Source organism: Stenotrophomonas tumulicola, from assembly GCF_014117215.1.
In the GTDB taxonomy this organism is placed as follows: Bacteria; Pseudomonadota; Gammaproteobacteria; order Xanthomonadales; family Xanthomonadaceae; genus Stenotrophomonas; species Stenotrophomonas tumulicola.
The window spans coordinates 34,218-58,538 of record NZ_JACGXS010000014.1; the positions used below are offsets into that span (position 1 = coordinate 34,218).

The 24,321-nt window shown below is 65.2% G+C and carries 20 protein-coding genes; 11 read left to right on the plus strand and 9 right to left on the minus strand.

What is annotated here, in order from left to right; genetic code table 11:
• Positions 1-50 precede the first annotated feature (50 nt).
• Positions 51-1,613 carry a DNA recombination protein RmuC gene (locus tag H4O11_RS17770; protein ID WP_182341750.1) on the minus strand — a complete coding sequence of 521 codons (1,563 nt, stop codon included), beginning with the start codon at positions 1,611-1,613 and terminating at the stop codon, positions 51-53.
• Between the two features lie 136 nt (positions 1,614-1,749).
• Positions 1,750-2,757 carry a zinc-binding alcohol dehydrogenase family protein gene (locus H4O11_RS17775; RefSeq protein WP_182341752.1) on the minus strand — a complete coding sequence of 336 codons (1,008 nt, stop codon included), beginning with the start codon at positions 2,755-2,757 and terminating at the stop codon, positions 1,750-1,752.
• Positions 2,758-2,855: 98 nt separating this feature from the next.
• Here H4O11_RS17775 and H4O11_RS17780 point away from each other — a divergent pair, with 98 nt between their 5' ends.
• The 3 genes from H4O11_RS17780 to H4O11_RS17790 all read left to right on the plus strand — a co-directional run bounded on the left by H4O11_RS17780 (position 2,856) and on the right by H4O11_RS17790 (position 6,146).
• A complete protein-coding gene (locus H4O11_RS17780) occupies positions 2,856-3,815 on the plus strand; it encodes a LysR substrate-binding domain-containing protein (protein ID WP_182341892.1) in 960 nt (319 codons plus the stop codon).
• A 110-nt stretch (positions 3,816-3,925) separates the two neighbouring features.
• Positions 3,926-4,558, plus strand: a complete 633-nt coding sequence (gene leuE, locus H4O11_RS17785; RefSeq protein WP_182341896.1) for a leucine efflux protein LeuE — start codon at positions 3,926-3,928, stop codon at positions 4,556-4,558.
• 163 nt (positions 4,559-4,721) lie between these two features.
• Positions 4,722-6,146 carry an amino acid permease gene (locus tag H4O11_RS17790; protein ID WP_182341755.1) on the plus strand — a complete coding sequence of 475 codons (1,425 nt, stop codon included), beginning with the start codon at positions 4,722-4,724 and terminating at the stop codon, positions 6,144-6,146.
• A 30-nt stretch (positions 6,147-6,176) separates the two neighbouring features.
• Here the strand turns inward: H4O11_RS17790 and H4O11_RS17795 are convergent, their stop codons facing one another.
• Positions 6,177-7,415, minus strand: a complete 1,239-nt coding sequence (locus H4O11_RS17795) for a dipeptidase (RefSeq protein WP_182341758.1) — start codon at positions 7,413-7,415, stop codon at positions 6,177-6,179.
• Between the two features lie 95 nt (positions 7,416-7,510).
• On the minus strand, positions 7,511-8,680 hold the full coding sequence (locus H4O11_RS17800) for a class I SAM-dependent rRNA methyltransferase (RefSeq protein WP_182341761.1): 1,170 nt from the start codon (positions 8,678-8,680) through the stop codon (positions 7,511-7,513).
• A 283-nt stretch (positions 8,681-8,963) separates the two neighbouring features.
• Here H4O11_RS17800 and H4O11_RS17805 point away from each other — a divergent pair, with 283 nt between their 5' ends.
• From H4O11_RS17805 to H4O11_RS17820, 4 genes are all read left to right on the plus strand, one after another.
• On the plus strand, positions 8,964-9,926 hold the full coding sequence (locus H4O11_RS17805; protein ID WP_182341764.1) for a TerC family protein: 963 nt from the start codon (positions 8,964-8,966) through the stop codon (positions 9,924-9,926).
• Positions 9,927-10,055: 129 nt separating this feature from the next.
• Complete coding sequence (locus H4O11_RS17810) at positions 10,056-10,829, plus strand: rhomboid family intramembrane serine protease (protein ID WP_182341780.1); 774 nt, start codon at positions 10,056-10,058, stop codon at positions 10,827-10,829.
• A 333-nt stretch (positions 10,830-11,162) separates the two neighbouring features.
• Positions 11,163-11,576, plus strand: a complete 414-nt coding sequence (locus H4O11_RS17815; RefSeq protein ID WP_182341784.1) for a hypothetical protein — start codon at positions 11,163-11,165, stop codon at positions 11,574-11,576.
• Entirely contained in the window at positions 11,563-11,748 is a 186-nt protein-coding gene (locus H4O11_RS17820) for a hypothetical protein (RefSeq protein ID WP_182341785.1), read from the plus strand. Before H4O11_RS17815 ends, H4O11_RS17820 begins: the two co-directional genes overlap by 14 nt.
• A 65-nt stretch (positions 11,749-11,813) precedes the next feature.
• On the opposite strand, the gene H4O11_RS17825 is transcribed toward H4O11_RS17820, so the two are convergent.
• From H4O11_RS17825 to rpmH, 5 genes are all read right to left on the minus strand, one after another.
• On the minus strand, positions 11,814-12,905 hold the full coding sequence (locus H4O11_RS17825) for a glycerophosphodiester phosphodiesterase family protein (protein WP_182341788.1): 1,092 nt from the start codon (positions 12,903-12,905) through the stop codon (positions 11,814-11,816).
• A gap of 185 nt (positions 12,906-13,090) precedes the next feature.
• A complete protein-coding gene (mnmE, locus tag H4O11_RS17830; RefSeq protein WP_425506087.1) occupies positions 13,091-14,449 on the minus strand; it encodes a tRNA uridine-5-carboxymethylaminomethyl(34) synthesis GTPase MnmE in 1,359 nt (452 codons plus the stop codon).
• A 66-nt stretch (positions 14,450-14,515) separates the two neighbouring features.
• Positions 14,516-16,228, minus strand: a complete 1,713-nt coding sequence (gene yidC, locus H4O11_RS17835) for a membrane protein insertase YidC (protein WP_182341795.1) — start codon at positions 16,226-16,228, stop codon at positions 14,516-14,518.
• Positions 16,228-16,722: a ribonuclease P protein component gene (rnpA, locus tag H4O11_RS17840; protein ID WP_182341799.1), complete on the minus strand. Its 495-nt coding sequence runs from the start codon at positions 16,720-16,722 to the stop codon at positions 16,228-16,230. The genes yidC and rnpA overlap by 1 nt, the downstream gene beginning before the upstream one ends.
• Before the next feature lie 5 nt (positions 16,723-16,727).
• Entirely contained in the window at positions 16,728-16,868 is a 141-nt protein-coding gene (rpmH, locus tag H4O11_RS17845) for a 50S ribosomal protein L34 (protein WP_006404565.1), read from the minus strand.
• Between the two features lie 253 nt (positions 16,869-17,121).
• On the opposite strand from rpmH, the gene dnaA reads away from it, so the two are divergent.
• The 4 genes from dnaA to gyrB all read left to right on the plus strand — a co-directional run bounded on the left by dnaA (position 17,122) and on the right by gyrB (position 24,300).
• Positions 17,122-18,456 carry a chromosomal replication initiator protein DnaA gene (dnaA, locus tag H4O11_RS17850; RefSeq protein ID WP_182341802.1) on the plus strand — a complete coding sequence of 445 codons (1,335 nt, stop codon included), beginning with the start codon at positions 17,122-17,124 and terminating at the stop codon, positions 18,454-18,456.
• A gap of 275 nt (positions 18,457-18,731) precedes the next feature.
• The gene (dnaN, locus tag H4O11_RS17855) at positions 18,732-19,832 is read left to right on the plus strand and encodes a DNA polymerase III subunit beta (protein ID WP_182341804.1); all 1,101 of its coding nucleotides are present in this window, start codon (positions 18,732-18,734) and stop codon (positions 19,830-19,832) included.
• A gap of 823 nt (positions 19,833-20,655) precedes the next feature.
• Positions 20,656-21,750, plus strand: coding sequence for a DNA replication/repair protein RecF (gene recF, locus H4O11_RS17860; protein WP_182341807.1), 1,095 nt, complete (start codon positions 20,656-20,658; stop codon positions 21,748-21,750).
• Between the two features lie 111 nt (positions 21,751-21,861).
• On the plus strand, positions 21,862-24,300 hold the full coding sequence (gene gyrB / locus H4O11_RS17865) for a DNA topoisomerase (ATP-hydrolyzing) subunit B (protein ID WP_182341810.1): 2,439 nt from the start codon (positions 21,862-21,864) through the stop codon (positions 24,298-24,300).
• Positions 24,301-24,321 lie beyond the last annotated feature (21 nt).

The following is a 24,321-nucleotide window of genomic DNA, read 5'->3' on the forward strand; positions in this document are numbered from 1 at the left end:
CGGTATCCGCGATTGTCCGGGTGGATGCCGAGGATACCGAAGCAGCACGTCTACTCTTCGTCAGGCCCCACCAGTTGCTGGACGGCATCCGGTTGCAGTTCAGGCGGCAAGGCTTTCCTGGCCTTGCTGCCCAGCTCGGCCAGTCGTCGGGCCCGGCTGATGGCGGAGTTGCGCGAATCCTGCAGCCGGTTGCGCGCATTGGAGAACGCGGTGGTAGCGTCTTCCAGCTTCTTGCCGACATTGTTGAAGTCCGCCAGGAAGGCCATCAGCGCGTCCAGCACCAGGCCACCGGCATCGCTGATCTGCAGCGCCTGCTTCTGCACCTTGTCGCGTGTCCACAGGCGCTCGGCCACGCGCAACAGGGCCATCAAGGTATTCGGCGATGCGAATACCACCTTGTTGTCGAAGGCATAGGTCTGCAGCGAGGGATCGGTAGACAGCGCCGCCGACAGCGCCCCTTCTATCGGGACGAAGGCGATGGTGACGTCCAGCGTCTCCTCATAGCCCATCGCCTTGGGGTAGTTGCGCACACCGAGATCGCGCACATGCGCGCGCAGCGCGGTGGCATGGCGCAACAGTGCATCGCTGCCGAGCTCGGGGTTAACGGCATTCATCGCTTCCTGCCAGGCCACCAGGTTGACCTTGCTGTCGACCACGATGCTGCGCTGGTCCGGGAAGTTCACCACCACGTCCGGGCGCAGGCGCTCTCCGTCGTCATCCACCACATGCTGCTGGCGCTTGTAGTGCACCCCCTCTTCCAGGCCGGAACTGCGCAGCACGGTTTCCAGCATCAGCTCGCCCCAGTCGCCGCGCACCTTCGCATTGCCCTTCAGCGCATTGGTCAGTGCCGCCGCCTGCGAGGCCATGTCCTGGTTCAGCGTCTTCAATTCCCCCACCGCACCGAGCAGGCTGGCGCGCTCGCGCGCCTCTTCGGCATACAGCACGTCCACCCGGCCGCGGAACTCCTGCAGGCGTTCGGTAAAGGGCTTGAGCAGGTTCTCGATGTCCAGCCGCGACTGGCCGGTGGCCTGGCGCACGTTCTTCTCGAACTGCTGGCCACGTTCCTCGAATACCTTGCCCGCCAGTTCGGCGAAGGCACCACTGAGCTTTTCCTTGGCGCTGTCCAGGTAGGCACGCAGTTCCACGCTGGCCTGCTGCGAATGCTGCAGGTTGGCCTGCACGCGGGTGTGTTCGCCATGCAGTTGCTGATAGTTTTCACGCTGGGCCTGCAACTGCTGCTGCACGTCGCGCAGCTGCGCCTGCGCCTGCTGCAACGCCTGTTCGCGTTCGACCAGGCGGGTATCCCGTTCGCTGGCCAGGGCTGCGTCGCGTTCAATCCGGGCCTGCGCCGCAACCAGCGCCTGCGCGCGTTCCTGCCCGCGGCGGCGTTCGCCGTCGATGTCTTCCTGCAATGCCTGCAGGCGCCCACGCAGCTGGCCGGCATCGACCTGCGAGGCCAGGCTGCGCTCACGCTCTTCGGACAGCACGCCCTGCAGCGCTTCCAGTTCGGAGGAAGCGACGCCGGCAGTGGAGCGGCGCAGCACCACCACCAGCAGGACGAGGATCACGGCCAGCAGCAGCACCGCGACTAGGGCAAGGGTCTGGGTTTCCATGCCGCTAGTTTAGGCGGCCCCAGTCTCATGCGCTGCGCCTGTCAGGAACCGGTAGCGCCGGGCCATGCCCGGCGGCGCTCTCCGGACCGCAACGGGCGGCTTCCGCCGGGCATGGCCCGGCGCTACCGATCCTTGCTTACCAGCCTTCCAGCACGATCTTGCCTTTCGCCTTCTGGCTCTCGATCAGCGCATGCGCCTTGCGCAGGTTGGCGGCATTGATGCGGCCCAGGTTCTCACCCAGCGTGGTGCGCAGCACGCCGGCGTCGATCAGCCCGGCCACGCGGTTCAGCAGCGCGTGCTGCTGCTGCATGTCCGCAGTCTGGTGCAGCGGACGGGCGAACATGAACTCCCAATGCAGCGAGAGGCACTTGCGCTTGAGCGCCATCACGTCCAGCTGGCCGGGATCATCGATCAGGCCCAGCTGGCCCTGCGGCGCCAGCACCTCGATGATCTGCGCGTAATGCTGGTCGGTATGGGTCAGGCTGGCCACGTGCTGCACCTGCTTGATGCCCAGCCGGCCCAGGCCTTCGCTGAGGGGCTGGCTGTGGTCGATGACGTGGTGCGCGCCCAGGGCATGGACCCAATCCTGGGTCTCCGGCCGTGACGCGGTGCCAACCACGGTCAGCCGGGTCAGCTGCCGCGCCAGCTGCACCAGGATGGAACCGACGCCACCTGCGGCGCCGATCACCAGCAAGGTCTGCCCCTCGCCACCGCCTTCTGCGATGCGCAGGCGGTCGAACAGCAGTTCCCAGGCCGTGATGGCGGTCAACGGCAACGCGGCGGCGCTGGCGTCGTCCAGGCTGGTCGGCTTGCGGCCGACGATGCGTTCGTCCACCAACTGGTATTCGGCATTGCTGCCGGCACGGTCGATGGCACCGGCGTAGTAGACCTCGTCGCCGACCTGGAACAGGGTCACCTCGCTGCCGACCGCATCAACCACGCCCACCGCGTCGAAGCCGAGCACGCGTGGCGTTTCGGTGGCGGCACTGCGGCGCACCTTGGCGTCGACCGGATTGACCGCCACCGCCTTCACCGCCACGCGCAGGTCGCGCGGACCAGGCGCAGGCACGTCCAGGTCGATGTCGACCAGCGCCTTCGGATCGTCAATGGGCAAACCGGCGCGGGTATAGGCAACAGCACGCATGGGGGGAACTCCGCAGCAATAGAAGGGGGTTGCTGCAGGATGCGCGCTGCGCTCGCGGCTGGAAAGGCGCAGAATCGGACATCACTTTCTCTTCCATGGTGAAAATGGTCCGCTTCGATGACCTGCAGCTGTTCGTGCGTACCGCCGCGCTGGGCAGTTTCAGCAGCGCCGCGCGCGAGGCCGACCTGTTGCCGGGACAGGTGGCCGCCGCCGTGGCCCGGCTGGAACGGGAACTGGACCTGCGCCTGTTCGTGCGCACCACCCGCAGCCTGCGGCTGACCGCCGAAGGCGCGCTGTACCTGCCCTATGCACAGGAGGTGCTGGCCGCGCTGCGCGAGGGGCAGGCGCGGGTGCAGGGTGAAGCCGCGGAGCTGGGCGGCACCCTGCAGGTCGCCGCGCCCTCCGACCTGGGCCGCAACGTGCTGCTGCCCTGGCTGACCGCCTTCCGCCATGAACACCCGCGGCTGCAACTGCACCTGCAGTTGTCCGACCAGGTCGCCGATGTGTTCCGCGATCCGGTGGACATCGCGTTCCGCCTTGGCCGCTTCGACAATGCCAGCTACGTCGCGCTGCCGCTGCTGGCGGCCAATCGCCGGGTGCTGGTGGCATCGCCGGTCTACCTGCAGCGGCGTGGCACGCCGGACGACCTGGATGCGCTGAAGGACCACGCTTGCCTGCTTTACCAGCTGGGCGGGCGCACGCACGACCGCTGGAGTTTCGAACTGGACGGTCGACGCAGCGTGGTGCCGGTGCGCGGCGCCTTGCTGTGCGACGACGCCGACGTGGTGCGGCGCTGGGCAGTGGCCGGCGAGGGCATTGCCTACAAATCCTGGCTGGACGTGGGCGAGGACGTACGCGCCGGGCGCCTGCAGGTGCTGCTGGGCGGCAGCGGCGAGGGCCTGCCGCTGAACCTGGTGTGCCCGCACCGCAAGCAGTTCTCGCCGGCCGTGCGGCAACTGCATGGGTTCCTGGCCGAGCGCCTGGTGCCGCTGCTGGCGGGACTGCCCGTGCCCGCAGGGCATGCGGCGGCGCCATCGGTACGGCGCGTCGATCCATGAAGCGGGTCCATGGCCCGCTGATCGGCCATGGCTCGACATCACGAAGACGCCGCCGGGCGCGCGGTGCGGCACTACAATGACGGCCCCCTGTGTTGAACGAGCAAGCCGCCATGCCGTGGATGGGCATCCAGGACCTGTGGACCTTCCTGGGCGCCGTGCTGGTGTTCCTGGCGCTGCCGGGCCCAGGCACCTTCACCCTGCTCACCGCTACCGGTCGCGGTGGCGTGCGCGGCGGCTATACGGCGCTGGCCGGCCTGCTGGTCGGCGACCAGATCCTGATGTGGCTGGCACTGGCCGGTGTCGCCGCGCTGCTGAAGGCCAACCCGACGGTGTTCCATGCCGTGCAGTACCTGGGCGCGGCTTACCTGGTCTGGGTCGGCATCAACCTGCTGCGGACACCGAAAGACGCTGGCGCTGACGCGCCTGGCACGATCCGCCTCGCGCCGGGCCACTACTTCCGCCAGGCCATCCTGGTGAGCCTGCTCAATCCCAAGGCGATCCTGTTCTACATGGCGTTCCTGCCGCTGTTCATCGACCGGCGCCAGCACCAGGGCATGGCCACCTTTGCCGCACTGGCCGCCATCGTCTTCGTGGTCAGCGTGGCGTACTGCTCGCTGCTGATCGGTGCGGGCAACCTGGCCCGGCGCCGGTTGATCCAGCATCCCCGGGTGAGCGACCTGCTGCGGCGCGTGGCCGGCGTGTTCCTGCTGGGGTTCGGCGTCCGGCTGGGCTTGAACGGCTGACGCCGCCGCAGCCGCTTTTCGCCATCGTCCACCGATTGTGCCGTTTCCGGCAATCCTCGCCGCGGACAGCATCTAGCACTCGGCGGTAAGCGCTTGGCAGTAGTAATGTTGCGCCGTGTTCGGTAACACTCGGCCTCTTGTCGTTTCATGTCACGAGGCCCGAATGTCCCTGCTCCGGCGAAAATCCCTGGATACCGTCACCGTCCACGAAGCCGGAAGGCAGCTGGTCCGCACGCTGAGTTGGCCGCACCTTATCGCGCTCGGGATCGGCGCGATCGTCGGCACCGGCATCTATACGTTGATCGGCGTCGGCGCGAACCTGGCCGGCCCGGCGGTACTGATCTCCTTTGCCATCGCCGGCGCGGTGTGCGCCTGCGCTGCGCTGTCCTATGCCGAACTGGCGACGATGATGCCGGCGTCCGGCAGCGCCTATACCTACAGCTACAGCGCACTGGGCGAGATCTTCGCCTGGGTGGTGGGCTGGAGCCTGATCCTGGAGTACTCACTGGTGGTGAGTACCGTGGCGGTCGGCTGGTCCGGCTACTTCGTCGGCTTCCTGGATTGGGTGCATACCCAGTTGGGCATCGACATCCGCCTGCCGCTGGCGTTGTCGGCCGGGCCGCACGTGGAAGGTGGCGTGTTCAACCTTCCCGCGGTGATCATCACCTGGGTGGTGGCCGGCGGCCTGATGCTGGGCACCAAGGAAAGCGCCACGCTCAACGCCGTGCTGGTGGTGCTGAAGATCATCGCGCTTGCCGTGTTCGTCGCTGTCGCGTTGCCCGCTTTCGACAGCGCCAACCTGCAGCCGTTCATGCCCTATGGCTTCGCCAAGTCACTGGGCCCGGATGGCGTGGAGCGCGGCGTAATGGCGGCGGCGGCGATCATCTTCTTCGCCTTCTACGGCTTCGACGCGATCGCCACCGCCGCTGAAGAAACCAAGAACCCGGGACGCGATCTGTCGATCGGCATCATCGGTTCGATGGTCGGCTGCACCATCGTCTACATGCTGGTGGCGCTGGCCGCCATCGGTGCGATGAGCTACGCCGTGTTCGGCCACAGTGCCGAGCCGCTGGCATTGATCATGCGGCAGATGGGCCATCCGACCGCCGCATTGGCGATCGGCGTGGTGGCGATCATCGCCCTGCCGACGGTGCTGCTGGCCTTCATGTTCGGGCAAAGCCGCGTGTTCTTCGTCATGGGCCGCGACGGCCTGCTGCCGCGCGGCCTGTCCAACGTCAGCGCGCGCGGAACCCCGGTAGCCACCACGCTGTTCAGCGCGCTGCTGGTATCGGCACTGGCCGGCGTGGCGCGGCTGGACGAGATCGCCGCGTTGGCCAACGCCGGTACGCTGGCGGCATTCACCGCCGTGGGCGTCTGCCTGGTGGTACTGCGCAGGCGCGAGCCGGACCGCGAGCGCAAATTCCGCACGCCGTTGGCCTACATCGTCGGCCCGGCCGCTGCGCTGGGCTGCATCTATCTGTTCATCAGCCTGCCGCACAGCACCCAGCTGTATTTCCTGGTCTGGAACGTGATCGGGCTGGCCGTGTATTTCCTCTACAGCCGCCGGCATGCGCTGATCGACAGGTAAGAGGCGGGGGGCGCCGGGCATGGTCCGGCGCTACGTGCCCTGCTTGTCCGCATGGGCCTGCGCCTGCTGCATCACCCGCAGCAGGTTGCCGCCCCAGATACCGGCGATCTGCTTGTCGTCGTAGCCCCGGCGCAGCAGCCACGCGGTGATCTTCGGCAGCTCGCTGACGTCACGCAGGTCGGTCAATCCGCCGCCGCCATCCCAGTCCAGGCCGATGCCGACGTGCTCCGGCCCGACCACGTCCAGGATGTGGCCCATGTGGGCGAAGAAATCGTCCAGGCTGGCGTGGCGGACCGGAAACTGCCTGTCCAGTTCTTCCTCGCCCCGCTGCAGCTCCACGCCCTGCGCGATGTCCATCTTTCCCCAGCCGCCGAGCCGCTTGCTCAATGCCTCCTCGGCCTGCTTGCGGGCTTCGCTCTTGCCGGGATCGACCAGGTAGCCGCCATAGGCGTTCACCTGGATGACGCCGCCGGCCTTGGCCAGCCTGCGCAGGCGCGCATCGTCCAGGTTGCGTGGATGGTCATGCACGGCCTTGGCCGAACTGTGCGACAGCACGAACGGCACCGGCATCATCTCAACCAGGTCATCGAACACGGCATCGGAGGCATGCGACTGGTCGATGACGATGCCCAGCCGCACCGCTTCACGCACCAGGGCCTTGCCGGCATCGCTGAGCCCGTCCCATTCCGGTCCCTTCGGGTTGGTCGCCGAGTCGGCGAACTCGTTGTTGGCGAAGTGCACCGTGCTGAGCATGCGCAGGCCAGCCTGGTGGTAGAAGGACAGCAGCGACGGGTCGGCCACCAGCGGGCTGGCGTTCTCCATGCTGATGAACACCACGCGCTTGCCGTCGGCCTTGATCCGCACCGCGTCGGCTGGCGTCAAGGCCAGTGCGAAGCGCTCGCGGTTGGCGGCCAGCATGGTGCGGATTTCCAGCAGGCGCTGCAGGCCGGCGTCGCGGTCACGCAGGTGGGCGGCCGGGCTGCGGTCGCCCTGGCCGGTATAGATGGCCCAGAAGCCACCGTCCAATGCGCCTTCCACCATGCGCGGGTAGTCCACCTGGGACAGCGCGTTGTGGTCGTGGCGGTTGTCGATGTCGAACCCGTCGCGGCCAAAGTTGGCCGGCGTGTCCAGATGGCTGTCGAGGGTGAGCAGGCGTTGCTGCAGGGCCTTGGCCCGCTGCAGTTCGTCAGCGCTGAATTCGATGGCGTGGGCGGAAAGCGGAATGCTGAGCGCCAGGGCAAGCAGCAACGGCAGGCGACGCAGGCTCATGCAGGATCTCACCGGGGGGGAAAGACCTGACCATAGCGCTGCTGCCGGCCGATGGGTAGCGCCGGGCCATGCCCGGCGAGCGCAGGTAGAGTCCGTCAGTCCACCACGCGGCAGAACACCGCTTTCAGGTAACGCGATTCCTGCACGTGGGCCATGAACGGATGATCCGGGCCGGCACCGGACACCTTCAGTATCTGGATGGTGCGGCCGGAATAGAACGCGGCCCGACGCAGCATGTCCAGGAACTGGTCCTCGGCCACCAGGCCGGTGCACGAGAAGGTGGCGAACAGGCCGCCGGGCTTGACCACGCCAAGCGCCAGCTTGTTCATGTCCAGGTACTTCTTCAGCGCGGTAATGACCTGGTCGCGGTCGCGGGTCATCTTGGCCGGATCCAGGATCACCACGTCGTACTGCTCGCCGCGGTTGGCCGCATCGCGCAGCCACGGGAAGATATCCGACTGCACGAACTTCGGCCGCACGTTGTTGAGCCGGGCGTTGCCCTTGGCGATCTGGATCACATCCTCATCGATGTCGATGCCCACCACTTCGCTGGCACCGCGCGCCGCGGCGTACACCGCAAAGCCACCGGTGTTGCAGCACAGGTCCAGCACGCTCCTGCCGTCCACCTGCTGGCTGAGCCATTCGCGGTTTTCGCGCTGGTCGGCAAAGAAGCCGGTCTTGTGCGCGCCAGCCGGGTCGGCACGGAACTTGATGCCGTACTCGGTGATCACCGACGCTTCGGTGGTGGTGTTGCCGTGGAAATCGAAGCTTTCCTGCTTCTGCACGTGCTCGTCGGCAAAGCTGTGGAAGCGGCAGCCCGGGAACTGCTCGCGCAGCGCTTCATAGATCCATTCGCGATGGCGGAACATGCCGGCGGCGAAGAATTCCACCACCACCAGGTCGCCGTAGCGGTCCACCACCAGGCCGGACAGGCCATCGCCTTCGCTGTGCACCACGCGCCAGGCGTCGGAAACCGTATCCAGCTTCAGCACGTCGCGACGCAGCGACACCGCCTGGGCGATCCTGCGCGAGAACCAGCCGGCATCCACCGGCACGCGCTGGTCGGTTTCAAGGATGCGCAGGGCGATGCGCGAATGGCCGTTGTAGAAGCCACGTCCGATGAAGTCCCCGTCCACCCCGATGACATCGACGATGGTGCCGGGCTTGGGCCGGACGGTCGGCTTTTCGACCAGTTTCTGGAAGATCCACGGGTGGCTGGAGCGCCAGGCGTTCTTGAGGCGGACTGAGGGGACAGGGGTATTCATGCGCATATTGTAGACGCCCGGCGCCCCAGGCCTGGAGTCGGCCGCCACATTTGACGCAGCGCCACACAGGCCGCAGAATCGGCCCCAGAAGGGGAGTAGCTCCCGACGTTGTCGCCGTCAATTCGAGCCAGCAGGCTCCGGTGCAACGGCAGTCCCGCCCTTTGGGACTGTGAGCGAGACCTTCGCCGTACCGGCGAAGCTCTGTCCCTGGATCCCCTGATCCTCCGTTGCAGATCCTCGCCGTCCCGGCTTGAGGCTTTTTTCTTTTCCAACGGACACTCCCATGCAGACGATTGGCAATATCTGGTTGTGGGGCGGCTTCGGCGCGGTGGTCATCATCGCGCTGCTGGTCGACCTCGTACTGATGCGACACGGCGGCCCGCACAAGGTCACGTTCAAGGAAGCCCTGTGGTGGTCCATCGGCTGGGTGCTGCTGGCCCTGGCCTTCAATGGTGGCCTCTGGTACTACCTGAACGAGACGGCGGGCCAGGTGGTCGCCAACAAGGTCGGGCTGGAGTTCCTGACCGGTTACCTGGTCGAGAAGGCCCTGGCGGTCGACAACATCTTCGTGTTCCTGATGATCATGGGTTACTTCGCGGTGCCTGAGGAACAGCGGCAGAAAGTGCTCATCATCGGCATTCTGGGCGCGATCGTGCTGCGTACGATCATGATCTTCGCAGGCAGCGTGCTGATCACCCAGTTCCACTGGCTGCTTTACGTATTCGGCGCGTTCCTGCTGTTCACTGGCTGGAAGATGTGGTTCTCCGCCGGCCAGGAGCCGGACCTGGAGACCAACCCCGCGTTGCGCTGGATGCGCCGGCACCTGCGCCTGCTGCCGGACTATGCCGGCAACGCCATGAGCGTGATGCGCGACGGCAAGCGCTGGTATACCCCGCTGTTCGCGGTGCTGATCCTGATTGCCGTGACCGACGTGATCTTCGCCGTGGACAGCATCCCGGCAATCTTCGCCATCACCACCGACCCGTTCATCGTGCTGACCTCCAACGTATTCGCGGTGCTGGGCCTGCGCGCGATGTTCTTCCTGCTGGCCGGCATGGCCGATCGCTTCCACCTGCTGCCCTACGGCCTGGCACTGGTGCTGGCCTTCATCGGCATCAAGATGATGATCATCGACATCTTCAAGATCCCGACGCCGATTTCGCTGGGCGTGGTTGCCCTGATCATTGCCACCACGGTGGTATTGAGCCTGAAGATCCCGCCGAAGGAAGGCGACAACCAGGCCTGACGGGCCTGGGCCGGTCGCGCCGGTCTGGCATTGTCCGGTGACCGGCCGATGGGATTGTCCCGCCGGCCGGCCCTATTTTCCCACGCTGGCGGGGTTGGTTTCGTGCCCGCCACCGCCATTGCTTTGGATATGAACGCCAACGCACCCGTGCCAGCTGGCAAGACGCCAGCCACGCCCACCGATCGACTGCGCATCCTCCGTGCCTTCAACCTCAGCCTGGGCGCCGTGGTGGTGCTGGTGGCGGTATTCGCGCTGCAGGGCCACTTCGACTGGCGCCCCTGGGCGGTGGCACCACTGGAATGGCCAGGCCTGTTGGGGTTGATCGGGGCGCCGTTGCTGCATGCTTCGGTGGAACACATCGCGGCCAACAGCATCGCGCTGATCATCCTCGGTACCCTGGCCGGCAGCGTGTACCCGAAGGCAACCCTGCGCGCGCTGCCGCTGCTGTGGATCGGATCGGGCATCGGCGCATGGCTGCTGGGTGATCCGGGCAGCCGCCACCTGGGGGCCAGCGGCGTCACCCATGGCCTGATGTTCCTGCTGGCCAGCCTGGGCCTGCTGCGTCGCGACCGCGCGGCCATCGCCACTGGATTGATCGGCATGCTGTTCTACGGCGGCATGCTGATGACGGTGCTGCCGCATACGCCTGGCGTGTCGTGGCAATCGCACATGGGCGGCGCGTTCGCCGGCATCATCGCCGCGCTGCTGTTCCGCCAGAGCGACCCGATGACACCGCGCCAGCGCTACAGCTGGGAAGACGAAGAAGAGTCGGCAGAGGCCTTGCCCGATGACGAGCTGGAGCCGCCGTCGCCACGGCGCGTGCCGGTGCTGTGGCAGCCGCGCGAAGGCAAGGATTACGTCGTGCTGCCGTTCCGGCGGCCGGGGCAGCGCGACGGCGAATGAGCCCGCCGGGCGATGCTCGGCGACGCGGAAATCCGCATGCAGGCGGAGCACTTTCCATATTTGCCCATGGACGCCTCTGGCCCGCCTTGGCCACGATGCATGTGCTGGAACCAACAGGCCCAGCCGGGATTGGCGTCCCGTTTTGCTTTAGCTGATCGTCTCTGTACTTGCCCTTCGGGCACGGCGGAGAATGCATCGTCCTGCCATTCTGCGGCGGACGGTGCGTGGGGATTTCCCAATCCGCCGGTTTCATTGATCAGCTAAAGCGCCGGTACGCCAACCCGCACCGTCCGCCACCTCGCATCCGCAGGTGGCCCGCTGCGAGGAAGCGACATGGGAATCTTTTCACCACCGGGTGCCCGGCTGAACGCCCTGATTGGCGACGCCGTGCTGGAACTGCCCTCCCACATCGTCGAACGGCTTGAGCAGAAACTGGCCGAGCTTGGCATGGAGGACCCCACGCCGGCGCTGGTCGCCCATCTCACCCTGATGCATCACGACGCGGGCGCTGACAGCCTACCGTGGCAGGAAGCGGGCCTGTGGCCCGGCCACCCGGACGATCTGGCGACGCTCGGCCACAGCGTCCAGGGGCTGGACGCCCTGCTGCAGATCCTGCATGCCGCACACCTGACCCGGCGCCATGCTGGGCCCGAGCAACAGCTGGGCGATCATCTGGAGGGTCTGCTGTTCCTGGCCGCCAGCGAGCTGGTCGAAGATGCCATGGGTGCGCTGCATGGCCGGCGTTGACGGCGCCATGCTGGAACTGGGGATCATCGCGCTGCTGATGATCGTGGTGCTGCTGCTGCTGTGCTTCATCGCCCACCGCGGGCAGCCAGTCCGGCGTTGCTGCCGCTGCGGTGATCCACGTCACTGCCCGTTGCACCAGGGTATCGGTTCCAGCCTGTCTGCCGGAAAATGAGCAGGGCCGTGTACGGACATCCGCAGGCGTCGCATGGTCGCCAGCCAGTGCGGTGCGGGCCCCGCTCAGGGGCCGTCAACGGCCTTGCGTCCCAGCGCGGGGTCGTCGGTAAAGAAAGCATCGATACCGGTGGCCAGGTAAGTGCGGATTTCGGCAATGGAGCCGTCGTTGTTGCGGGCGTTGGCCTCGCCACTGCGCAGGTTCGCCGCCAGGAACGGATTCTCCGGGCGGAAGGTGTAGGGGATCACCATCAAGCCGGCGGCGTGCGCATCACGCACCAGCGTGGTCGGCTCGCCCAGCGAACCGTCGGCATCCAGTGGAATGATCGAGCGCAGCTCCGGCCCGATGCCGTCGGCGTAGCCCGCGATCTCTTTCAACCCAGCCGGGGTCAGCATCTGGCCGTAGGTCAGCGTGCCACCGGCCCTGGCTACGTCGGCCGGTTGGGTATCGCCCTTCCAGGTCAGCTGCAGCAGGCGGATGTTGCTGTTGCGGCCGATCTTGCTGCGCAGGTAACGCAGGTTGGCCGTCTCGAAGGATTGCAGGGTGACCGGGCCAACCTTGGTGTACGGATTGCCGCGCAGCGCCTTGAGCACCTTGTCCTCCATCGGCAGGCCGATGGACTGGAAGTAACCCGGATGCTTGATCTCCGGCACCAGGCCGATGCCCTTGTCGGCGCGGCCCGCCTGCTGCACCAGGAAGTCGAGGATCTCATCGAAGCTGGCGATGCGGAACTGGCCATCGAAGGCGGTGCCGCGCAGTTCCGGCAGGCGCTCGCGGGCATACAGGGTCTTCAGCTCGGCCAGGGTGAAGTCTTCGGTGAACCAGCCCTCGACGGTCTCGCCATCGATGGTCCTGGTGGTCTTGCGATCGGCGAACTCCGCACGTGAAGCGACATCGGTGGTGCCACCGATCTCGTTCTCGTGGCGAGCCACCAGCACGCCGTCCTTGGTCATCACCAGGTCGGGCTCGATATAGTCGGCGCCGTCGGCAATCGCCTGCGCATAGGCCGCCAGGGTGTGCTCGGGCAACAGCGCGCTGGCCCCGCGATGGGCATAGACCGAAGCCTTGGCGGGTGCCGGGGGTGGAGGTTCAGCACTCATGGCCACCGATGGTGCCATGGCCAACGACAACAGCAATGCACAACCCCACGATTTCACGACGACGTCCCTCGGCTTGGCGAATGCAGCGAGTATGCGTCTGCAATATGACACCCATGTAGCGCCGAGCCATGCTCGGCGGCTTCAAAGCGACCGCACTGTAGGCTCGCCGAGCATGGCTCGGCGCTACCCCCGCAGTCCGCGGTACCACCCCGACGGTTTCCGGCGGCAAGCGGCAGCCGGGCTTACTTGCCGATGCAGAAACTGGAGAAGATCCGCCCCAGCAGGTCATCGGCGCTCATCTGTCCGGTGATCTCGCCCAGCGCGTCATGTGCCAGCCGCAGCTCTTCGGCTGCCAGCTCCAGATGCTCATGCGCCAGCTCGCCATCTGCCTGCCGCGCATGGTCCTGCGCGCGTTCGATGGCATCCACGTGGCGCGTGCGCGCGGAGAACTCACCTTCCACCTGTTCGCCAGCACCGGCCGAGGCAATCGAACGCAGCCGCGCATGCAGGTCATCCAGCCCCGCGCCCGTGGCAGCGGACACGAACACCCGGTCCGGGTCGGTGCTGCCCTGCCCTGCATCGGCCAGCAGGTCGCTCTTGTTGTGGATCCACAGCTTGTGCGGCACGGCGAGCATCGATTCGCCGATGGCCGCTTCGCCTGCCGCCGGCTCGCGCGCGTCCAGCACGATCAACGCCAGGTCGGTGCGTTCGATCTCCGCGCGCGCGCGGCGCATGCCTTCGCGTTCGATGGCATCGCCGCCGTCACGCAGGCCCGCGGTATCGACCAGGGTCAGTTCCAGTCCGTCCAGGCGGATGGTCTCGCGCAGGGTATCGCGGGTGGTGCCCGCAATGTCGGTGACGATGGCGCGGTCGCTGCCAGCCAGCGCGTTGAGCAGCGAGCTCTTGCCAGCGTTCGGCGGGCCGATCAGCACCGCGTGCAGGCCATCGCGCAGGCGCCGGCCGCGTTCGGCATCGCGACGCAGCAGCGCCAGGGTTTCGCGGGCGGCGGCCAGGCCGCGTCGTACCTGCGCACCGCCCAGCGTATCCAGCGGTTCATCGGCGAAGTCGATGGCCGCCTCTACGTGGATCCGCAGCAGCACCAACTGCTCGATCACCTGCTCCACGCGGCGCGAGAACACCCCATCCAGCGAGCGGCGCGCTGCCCGCGCGGCACGATGGTCGCCGGCAGCGATCAGGTCGGCGATGGCCTCGGCCTGGGCCAGGTCCAGCTTGCCGTTGAGGAAGGCCCGTTCGCTGAATTCACCGGCCCGTGCCTGGCGTGCGCCGAGGGCGATGCAACGGGCCACCAGTTGCTGCAGCACGACCGGGCTGCCATGGCCCTGCAGTTCCACCACCTCTTCGCCGGTGAAACTGTTGGGTGCCGGAAACCAGAGCACGATGGCATCGTCGATCACCTCATCGTCGGCACCGCGCAGCCGCGCGTAGTGCGCGTGGCGCGGGCGCAGCGTCGGCGCGCCGAGCAGGTGGGCGATGCTGGCCGCGCGCGGACCGGACAGGCGCAGCACGCCCACGCCGCCGGCGCCGGCAGCGGTGGCAATGGCAACGATGGTGTCGGTGGCAATGGTGTCCATGGCATGCATTGTGCGGTGTCGGTGTGCGGGGGACCAGAAGCAGGAAACCCGCCTTGCGGCGGGTTCCTGTGTGTCTTACTTCTTCGCGGCCGGGGCGGGTATCGGCTCGCCACCGTGACGCTTGGTCATCCACCACTGCTGCAGCAGGCCCAGGCCACCGTTGACCACCCAGTACAGGACCAGGCCGGACGGCATGAAGGCCATCATGACGCCGAACACGATCGGCATCATCTGCATCATCTTCTGCTGCATCGGATCCATGCCCGGTGCCGGCGTCAGCTTCTGCGTGGCCCACATCACCGCCACGTTGATCACCGGCAGGATGAAGTACGGATCACGCGCGGTCAGGTCCTGGATCCAGCCCAGCCACGGCGCCTGGCGCAGTTCCACCGATTCCACCAGCACCCAGTACAGGGCAAAGAAGATCGGCATCTGGATGAGGATCGGCAGGCAGCCGCCCATCGGATTGATCTTTTCCTTCTTGTACAGCTCCATCATCGCGGTCTGGAACTTCTGGCGGTCATCGCCATAACGTTCCTTCAACTGCGCGATGCGCGGCTGGAAGCGCCGCATCTTGGCGCCACTCTTGTACTGCACGGCCGACAGTGGATACAGCACCATCTTCAGCAGCACCACCAGGCCGACAATGGCCCAGCCCCAGTTGCCCACCAGCTTGTGCACCTGGTTCAGCACCCAGAACAGGCCCTGGCCGATCACCGCCATCATCGAGAAGCGGCTGTAGTCGACCACGCGGTCCAGGCCCGGCACGTCTTCCTTGGCAATCTGGTTGACCAGTTTCGGTCCTACCCACAGACGCGCTTCGGTGCTGACCTGCTGGCCGGGGCCGACGTTGAACGCCGGGCCGCGTGCTTCGATCTGGTCACGGCCTTCGCTCTGCGACAGCACGTAGTGGGCGACCTGGTCGGCCTGCGGAACCCAGGCGGTGAAGAAGTGATGCTGCAGCATCGCCAGCCAGCCGCCGGTGATGTTCTGGTTCAGTGCGCCATCGTCCAGGTAATCCTTGAACGCACGACGCTGGTACTTCTTGTCGTTGTCGTACCAGGTGGCGCCATTGAAGCTGAAGGAATCCGGGTTGGTCATGCTGCGCGACAGGATCGTCGGCGAACGGTCCAGGGTGCGGTACACGTAGCCATTCCATGGCGCGGCGCCGCCATTGCGGACCACGTCCTTCACCTGCACCGCGTAATGGTTGCGCGACACGGTGAGGGTGCGTTCGATCACCACGCCGTTCGGGCCGTTCCAGACGAACGGGATCTGCAGTTCGTCCTGGCCATCGGCCAGCACGAACTCACGCTGTTCGCTGGCGAGCTTGAAGCCATCCGCGCCGGGCACCGGCACGCTCTTGTCTTCGCTGGCCCAACCGCTGACGGCGCTGTAGGGGTGCGCGGGGTCTTCGGTCAGCAGGCGCACCGGCGGGCTGTTGTCGTCCTTGGTCTGCGGGAACTGCAGCAGTTCGGCATCCAGCACGCGGCCACCGTCCAGCACCAGGCGCAGCACGTCGGTGGTGATGGTCACGCGTTGGGCGGCAGCAGGAGCTGCGCTGGCCTCGGTGGTAGTAGCCGCTGGCGCGGCGCCGGCGCCGGCGCCGGGTACCTGCGCACCGGGAACGCCGCCCGGGGTAGCGCCGGGAACCGCCTGCTGGGCCGCCGGCGCCGAGGTGGTCGCCGCCGCGGTGGGCGGGGCCGAGGTCTCGCGGCTCCACTCCATCCATAGCAGCACGGCCACCATCAGCCAGGCAAAAATCAGGAAAACACGGGTCTGGTTCATCAGCGGACAGGCTCTGCGGGGCCGGGACGTGATGCCGGCGCGTTCAAAGAAGGCGATGCGACGCCATCGGGAGGCGGCATTGTGCCGTCCGCGACCGGTGCGGGCAATGCGCGGTGGCGCCGCAACAGGCGCAGGAAGGCCTGGCGGACGTCGTCGTTGCTGGCCGAGCGCGCAGCAGCACGCACCACGACGACATAGTCGCCTGGCTGGAGATCGGCGCGACAATGTCGCATGGCGTCACGCAGTACGCGCTTGATCCGGTTACGCCCTACGGCGTGCGGATCCACCTTGCGGGAGACGGCCAGACCCAACCTGGCCGGCCGGTCTCCTGGCAGCCAGTGAAGGGTCATCAGCGGTTCGGACACCCGAAGGGCGCCGTTGAAGACCGTAGAATATTCGGCACGCGTGCGAACCCGCGCTGAGCGAGGGAATCGCTTGCGCGGGTCGGCAGTACTCACTATCGGAAGGATTGCGTCTGCCGCGGGAAGCGGCATGGCAATCAGGCGCTCAGGACTTTGCGGCCCTTGGCGCGGCGACGCGACAGGATCTTGCGGCCGTCTGCGGTCTTCATACGGGCACGGAAGCCGTGGTCGCGCTTACGCTTGAGGTTGCTGGGCTGGAAAGTGCGCTTGGTGGCCATGTGGGCCTCTCGTATGAAATGGACGGAAAGAACCGGAAATTCTAGAGGTGGCACCCCCCATAAGTCAAGCCCTTGTGACTACGTCATTTCACGTGGCTGTGCAATAGCTGTGGATGATTTTGTGAATAACTGTGGGACAAGCATTCCAGAGCCTGCGGCGCGGTGGTAGTCTGAGCCATCCTTTTCCCCCATTCCGGCCAGTCGGGACGGCGCTTTCCGGCGCCTGCCCGCCAGCCCAGGTTGATTATTGCCGATGGATGCATGGTCCCGTTGTCTCGAACGCCTTGAAGCGGAGTTTCCGCCGGAAGACGTTCACACCTGGTTGAAGCCGCTGCAGGCTGATCTGCGCGCTGACGCCTTGATCCTGTTTGCCCCGAACGCGTTCATCGTCGACCAGGTGCGCGCGCTGTACCTGCCGCGGATCCGCGAGCTGTTGACCCACTTCGCGGGTTTTGGCGACGTTTTTCTTGAAATCGGTTCGCGTCCTCGCCCCGTGGAAGCGCAGATCGCGCCGATTCCGGGGCTTGCCCAGCCGGTGCAGGCCAGTGGGCCGGTGGTGCCGTTCGCCGGCAACATGGATTCACATTACACCTTCGCCAACTTCGTCGAAGGCCGCAGCAACCAGCTTGGACTGGCGGCGGCGTTCCAGGCCGCGCAGAAGCCCGGCGACCGCGCACACAATCCGCTGCTGCTGTACGGAGGCACCGGACTGGGCAAGACCCACCTGATGTTTGCTGCCGGCAACGCCATGCGTGAGGCCAACCCTGGCGCCAAAGTGCTCTACCTGCGTTCGGAACAGTTCTTCAGCGCGATGATCCGGGCCTTGCAGGAAAAGACCATGGATCAGTTCAAGCGCCAGTTCCAGCAGGTGGACGCGCTGTTGATCGACGACATCCAGTTCTTCGCCGGCAAGGATCGCACCCAGGAAGAGTTTTTCCATACCTTCAATGCGCTTTTCGACGGCAAGCAGCAGATCATCCTGACCTGCGACCGGTATCCACGCGAAGTCGAGGGGTTGGAGGCGCGGCTCAAGTCGCGGTTGGCCTGGGGCCTGTCGGTCGCCATCGAACCACCGGACTTCGAAACCCGCGCTGCCATCGTGCTGGCCAAGGCGCGGGAGCGCGGCACGGATATTCCCGACGATGTTGCGTTCCTGATTGCCAAGAAAATGCGCTCCAATGTGCGCGACCTCGAGGGCGCGCTGAATACCCTGACCGCCCGTGCCAATTTCACCGGCCGTGCGATCACCACCGAGTTCGCCCAGGAAACCCTGCGCGACCTGCTGCGGGCCCAGCAGCAGGCCATCAGCATTCCCAACATCCAGAAAACCGTTGCCGACTACTACGGACTGCAGATCAAGGATTTGCTGTCCAAGCGCCGGACCCGTTCGCTGGCCAGGCCGCGCCAGGTCGCGATGGCCCTGACCAAGGAGCTGACCGAGCACAGCCTGCCCGAGATCGGCGACGCCTTCGCCGGACGTGACCACACGACGGTGCTGCATGGTTGCCGTCAGATCCGGACGTTGATGGAGACGGACGGCAAGTTGCGGGAAGACTGGGACAAGCTCATCCGCAAGTTGAGCGAATGATGCACGCACGCCGTTGAGGCGTCATCGCACAAAACGGTGCAGAATCCGGGGGCAAGCACGGGACAGGTTGTGGATAAAAAGGCCGTCGATGACCGACTGAATTCTATCCACAGCTTTCCCTCCCCCTTGAGGGGCAGTATTCCAGAGGGTTTCGATGATGAAATACCCTTTAGTTACAAATACTTAGATGTGTTTTCCCTGAATTCTGGCTCTACCAGCACCACCAAGCTTTTGATTTATTCCACATTTTTTAAAGCATAGGGGCACGGAACCACATGCGTTTCACACTGCAGCGCGAAGCTTTTCTCAAGCCGTTGGCACAGGTCGTCAACGTGGTCGAACGCCGCCAGACCCTGCCGGTCCTGGCCAATTTCCTGGTTCAGGTGAAGGACGGCCAGCTATCGCTGACCGGCACCGACCTGGAAGTGGAGATGGTGTCGCGGATCGCGGTTGAGGACGCCCAGGACGGCGAAACCACCATTCCTGCCCGCAAGCTGTTCGAGATCATCCGTGCCCTGCCCGATGGCAGCCGGATCACGGTCTCGCAGACCGGCGACAAAATCACCGTCCAGGCCGGACGCAGCCGCTTCACGCTGGCAACGTTGCCGGCCAACGACTTCCCGTCCGTAGACGAAGTGGAGGCCACCGAGCGCGTTGCGATCGGCGAGGCGACCCTGAAGGAGCTGATCGAGCGCACGGCGTTCGCGATGGCCCAGCAGGATGTCCGCTATTACCTCAACGGACTGTTGTTCGATCTTCGCGGCGATACGCTGCGTACGGTGGCTACCGACGGTCATCGCCTGGCGCTGTGCGAAACCGACCTGGCCAAGCCGAGTGGTTCCAAGCGGCAGATCATCGTGCCGCGCAAGGGCGTGACCGAATTGCAGCGCCTGCTGGAGAGCGGTGATCGCGAGATCGAGCTGGAAGTCGGCCGCAGCCACGTGCGCGTGAAGCGCGACGATGTGACGTTCACCTCGAAGCTGATCGATGGCCGTTTCCCGGATTACGAAGCGGTCATTCCGATTGGCGCGGATCGTGAAGTGAAGGTGGATCGCGAGGCGCTTCGTGCTTCGCTGCAGCGTGCGGCGATCCTGTCCAACGAGAAGTACAGGGGGATCCGCGTGGAAGTCTCGCCGGGCAACCTGAAGATCAGCGCGCATAACCCGGAGCAGGAAGAGGCCCAGGAGGAGATCGAGGCAGAAACCACGGTCAGCGACCTGGCGATCGGTTTCAACGTCAACTACGTGCTGGACGCGTTGTCAGCATTGCGCGACGAACACGTCATCGTGCAGTTGCGTGATTCGAACTCTTCGGCGCTGGTCCGCGAGGCCAGCAGCGAGAAGTCGCGTCATGTCGTAATGCCGCTGCGTCTCTGATTGGCCGGTTCCACGTGGAACAGCAAAAACGCCTGGATCTTTCCGGGCGTTTTTTTTTGTTCCACGTGGAGCATCTTCCGTTTGCAGGGGGAGAGGCCCGCTGCTTGTTCCGACGCGTAGGACCTTGCGCATTCGTTGCGTGGGCAAGGCGAGTTTTACGTTCTTCCCGTGTGTTCCAGAAAGATGCAGGTGCCCTGCCCTGGCGACTATCCACAATGCGGATCCTGCGAATATCTGGATCTGCCATGCTTTAAATACTGGGTATAAATCTAAAGCATGGTGGTGATGGTAGGGCCAGAATTCATGTAGAACTACCCTAAGTGTTTGATATAAATAGAGTTTATGGTGCTGAAACCCCTTGTGTAACCGTGCTTGGGGGTGGGGGCTTACCTGTGGATAGAATTCAAGGGTCAGTTGCGAGCGCTATTTATCCACAGCTTGCCCCATGCCTGTGCATAGGTCATGCAGAGGTTTTGCGGCTGAGCCATTGCAGGAGCGGAAATTCCTTGAATTCTGGGAGGTCGCCAGGGGTATAGCCCTGCAGATTTCAAGGAAACAGGCGCTCTGCGGGTGCAGGTACGGAGCATCTGCAGACCCCGAGCGCGTTCGCGGACCTGGAATTCTTCAGATCCGAGCGCTTCGGCGCTTGCCATCTCCCCGGAATCGAAGATTCTGGGGACGCTTTTGCGAACGAATGCCCCGTGGAACTGATCTGCTCGCTGGTGGGTCCAGGCCTGCTGTCCGGTGTCGACCGGCGGCGCTTGACTGATGCAGTAAGCTGGTGGATTGCACTCCTCCTCTCTCTGGATCCGTTTTCCTTCCCATGCAGATCCGCCGTCTTTCCCTGACCCAGGTGCGCCGCTTCGATGCGGTCGAATTGTTGCCGCAGCCGGGATTGAACCTGCTGACCGGCGATAACGGGGCCGGCAAGACCAGCGTGCTTGAAGCGCTGCATCTGATGGCTTACGGGCGGAGTTTTCGCGGACGCGTGCGGGATGGGTTGATCCGCCAGGGCCGGGATGCGTTGGAGGTGTTCGTTGAATGGGACGAGCTGCAGGCCAACCGGCAACACCACACGCGCCGGGCTGGCCTTCGACATTCCGGGCAGGACTGGAGCGGCCGGTTGGACGGCCAGGACGTGGCGCAGTTGGGAAATCTTTGCGCGGCGCTTGCCGTGGTGACATTCGAGCCCGGAAGCCACGCACTCGTCTGCGGTGGCGGCGAGCCGAGGCGTCGATTCCTGGATTGGGGACTGTTCCACGTGGAACCAGACTTTCTTCCGTTGTGGCGACGCTATTCCCGGGCCCTGAAGCAGCGCAATGCCTTGCTCAAGCAAGGTGGGTCTGCACGGTTGCTGGACACGTGGGACCATGAGCTTGCCGAGGCGGGCGAACCGCTGACGGGGCGGCGCCAACAGTATCTGGAACGGCTGCAGGAGCGCGCGGTGCAGGTGGCTGCCGATCTGGCGCCACAGCTCGCCATCCAAAGCATGAATCTGAGCCCAGGCTGGCGCAGGCAGGACCTTTCGCTGGCGGATGCGCTGCTGTTGGCACGCGATCGTGACCGCCAGGCGGGTTACACGTCGGTCGGGCCCCACCGCGCGGACTGGTCGGTGGCCTTTGCGGCCATTCCCGGCCGGGATGCCCTGTCGCGGGGACAGGCCAAGCTGACCGCACTGGCCTGCCTGCTTGCGCAGGCGGAAGACTATGCCGAGCAGCGCGGGCATTGGCCGGTGATTGCGCTGGATGACCTGGCATCAGAGCTGGACAGGACGCACCAGGCCCGGGTGCTGGAGCGCCTGCTGTCCGGCCCGGCGCAGATATTCGTCACCGCCACCGAGGCGCCGGCTGCGCTGGCCGACAACCAGGATATCGCGCGGTTCCACGTGGAACATGGACAGATCATGGCTGTGCCATAGTGGTCCAGACGGGAGAGACCTGCCCGGCTGGTATAATTCAGGTTGCTATCCCCCCTTTCTCGGCGCGCCGCCCCAAACGGCGCCCGACCTGCGGAGCCTACGGCAAGCGCAATGACCGACGAACAGAATATCCCGTCCCCCAACGGCAACTACGATTCCAGCAAGATCACCGTCCTGCGCGGCCTGGAGGCCGTCCGCAAGCGGCCCGGCATGTATATCGGCGATGTGCACGATGGCACCGGCCTGCATCACATGGTGTTCGAGGTCGTCGATAACTCGGTGGACGAGGCGCTGGCTGGCCACGCGGACGATATCGTGGTCAGGATCAACACCGATGGCTCGGTCTCTGTCTCGGACAATGGCCGCGGCATTCCCGTGGACATCCACAAGGAAGAGAATGTTTCCGCTGCGGAAGTGATCCTTACCGTGCTGCATGCCGGCGGCAAGTTCGACGACAACAGCTACAAGGTTTCCGGTGGCCTGCACGGTGTCGGTGTGTCGGTGGTCAACGCCCTTTCCGAGCACCTGTGGCTGGATGTCTGGCGCGACGGGCACCATTACCAGCAGGAATATTCGCTGGGTGAGCCGTTGTACCCGCTCAAGCAGCTGGAGGCTTCGGAAAAGCGCGGCACCACCTTGCGCTTCAAGCCGGCGGTCGCGATCTTCAGCGACGTCGAGTTCCACTACGACATCCTGGCGCGCAGGCTGCGCGAACTGTCCTTCCTCAACTCTGGCGTCAAGATCACCCTGATCGATGAGCGTGGCGAAGGTCGGCGCGACGATTTCCATTACGAGGGCGGCATCCGCAGTTTCGTCGAGCATCTGGCGCAGCTGAAGACGCCGTTGCATCCGAATGTGATCTCGGTGACCGGCGAATCCAACGGCATCGTCGTCGACGTGGCCATGCAGTGGACCGATTCCTACCAGGAAACGATGTACTGCTTCACCAACAACATCCCGCAGAAGGATGGCGGTACCCACCTGGCCGGTTTCCGTGCCGCACTGACCCGCACGCTCAGCAACTACATCGAGCAGAGCGGCATCGCCAAGCAGGCCAAGATCAGCTTCACCGGCGATGACATGCGCGAAGGCATGATCGCGGTGTTGTCGGTGAAGGTGCCCGATCCCAGCTTCTCCAGCCAGACCAAGGAAAAGCTGGTCAGCTCGGACGTCAAGCCAGCGGTGGAAAGTACGTTCGGCGCGAAGCTCGAAGAGTTCCTGCAGGAAAATCCGAACGAAGCCAAGGCGATCGCCGGCAAGATCGTCGACGCCGCGCGCGCGCGCGAAGCCGCCCGCAAGGCCCGCGACCTGACCCGCCGCAAGGGCGCGCTGGATATCGCCGGCCTGCCCGGCAAGCTGGCCGATTGCCAGGAAAAGGATCCCGCGCTGTCCGAACTGTTCATCGTCGAGGGTGACTCTGCAGGCGGTTCGGCCAAGCAGGGCCGCAACCGCAAGAACCAGGCCGTGCTGCCATTGCGCGGCAAGATCCTCAACGTGGAACGTGCGCGTTTCGACCGCATGCTGGCTTCCGACCAGGTCGGTACGCTGATCACGGCGCTCGGAACCGGTATTGGCCGCGACGAGTACAACCCGGACAAGCTGCGGTACCACAAGATCATCATCATGACCGACGCCGACGTCGACGGCGCGCACATCCGCACGCTGCTGTTGACGTTCTTCTACCGCCAGATGCCGGAGCTGATCGAGCGTGGCTACGTCTACATCGGCTTGCCACCGCTGTACAAGATCAAGCAAGGCAAGACCGAGCTGTACCTGAAGGACGATCCGGCACTGGACAGCTACCTGGCCAGCAGCGCGGTGGAAAATGCGGCCCTTGTGCCGGCGACCGGCGAACCCGGCATCGATGGCGTGGCGTTGGAGAAGCTGCTGCTGTCCTACGCCGGAGCACTCGATTCGATCGCCCGCAATGCGCATCGCTACGACCGCCAGCTGCTCGAAGCGCTGGTCGACTTCATCCCGATGGACCTGGAGCACCTGCGCAACGCGCCTGCCGGGCAAGGCCTGGATGCGTTGGCTGCGCGCCTCAACCAAGGCAACCTGGGGTCGGCACGTTTCACCCTGGAACTGCAGGAGCCGAACGAGCAGCGTCCGGCGGCGGTACTGGTGACGCGCCGCCACATGGGTGAAGAGCACATCCAGGTCCTGCCGCTGGCAGCATTCGATGGCGGCGAACTGCGTGCGCTCTACCAGGCTTCCGTGCTGCTGCATGGCCTGGTACGCGAGGGGGCAGTCATCTCGCGGGGGTCCAAGTCGATCGAAGTGGCCAGCTTCGCGCAGGCGCAGAACTGGCTGCTGGACGAGGCCAAGAAGGGGCGCCAGATCCAGCGCTTCAAGGGCCTGGGCGAAATGAATCCGGAACAGCTGTGGGATACCACGGTGAACCCGGATACGCGTCGCCTGCTGCAGGTGCGCATTGAAGACGCTGTCGCCGCCGATCAGATCTTCAGCACGCTGATGGGTGATGTGGTTGAACCCCGCCGCGACTTCATCGAAGACAACGCGCTGAAGGTCGCCAATCTGGATATCTGACACAATCGTGGACAGCCGGTG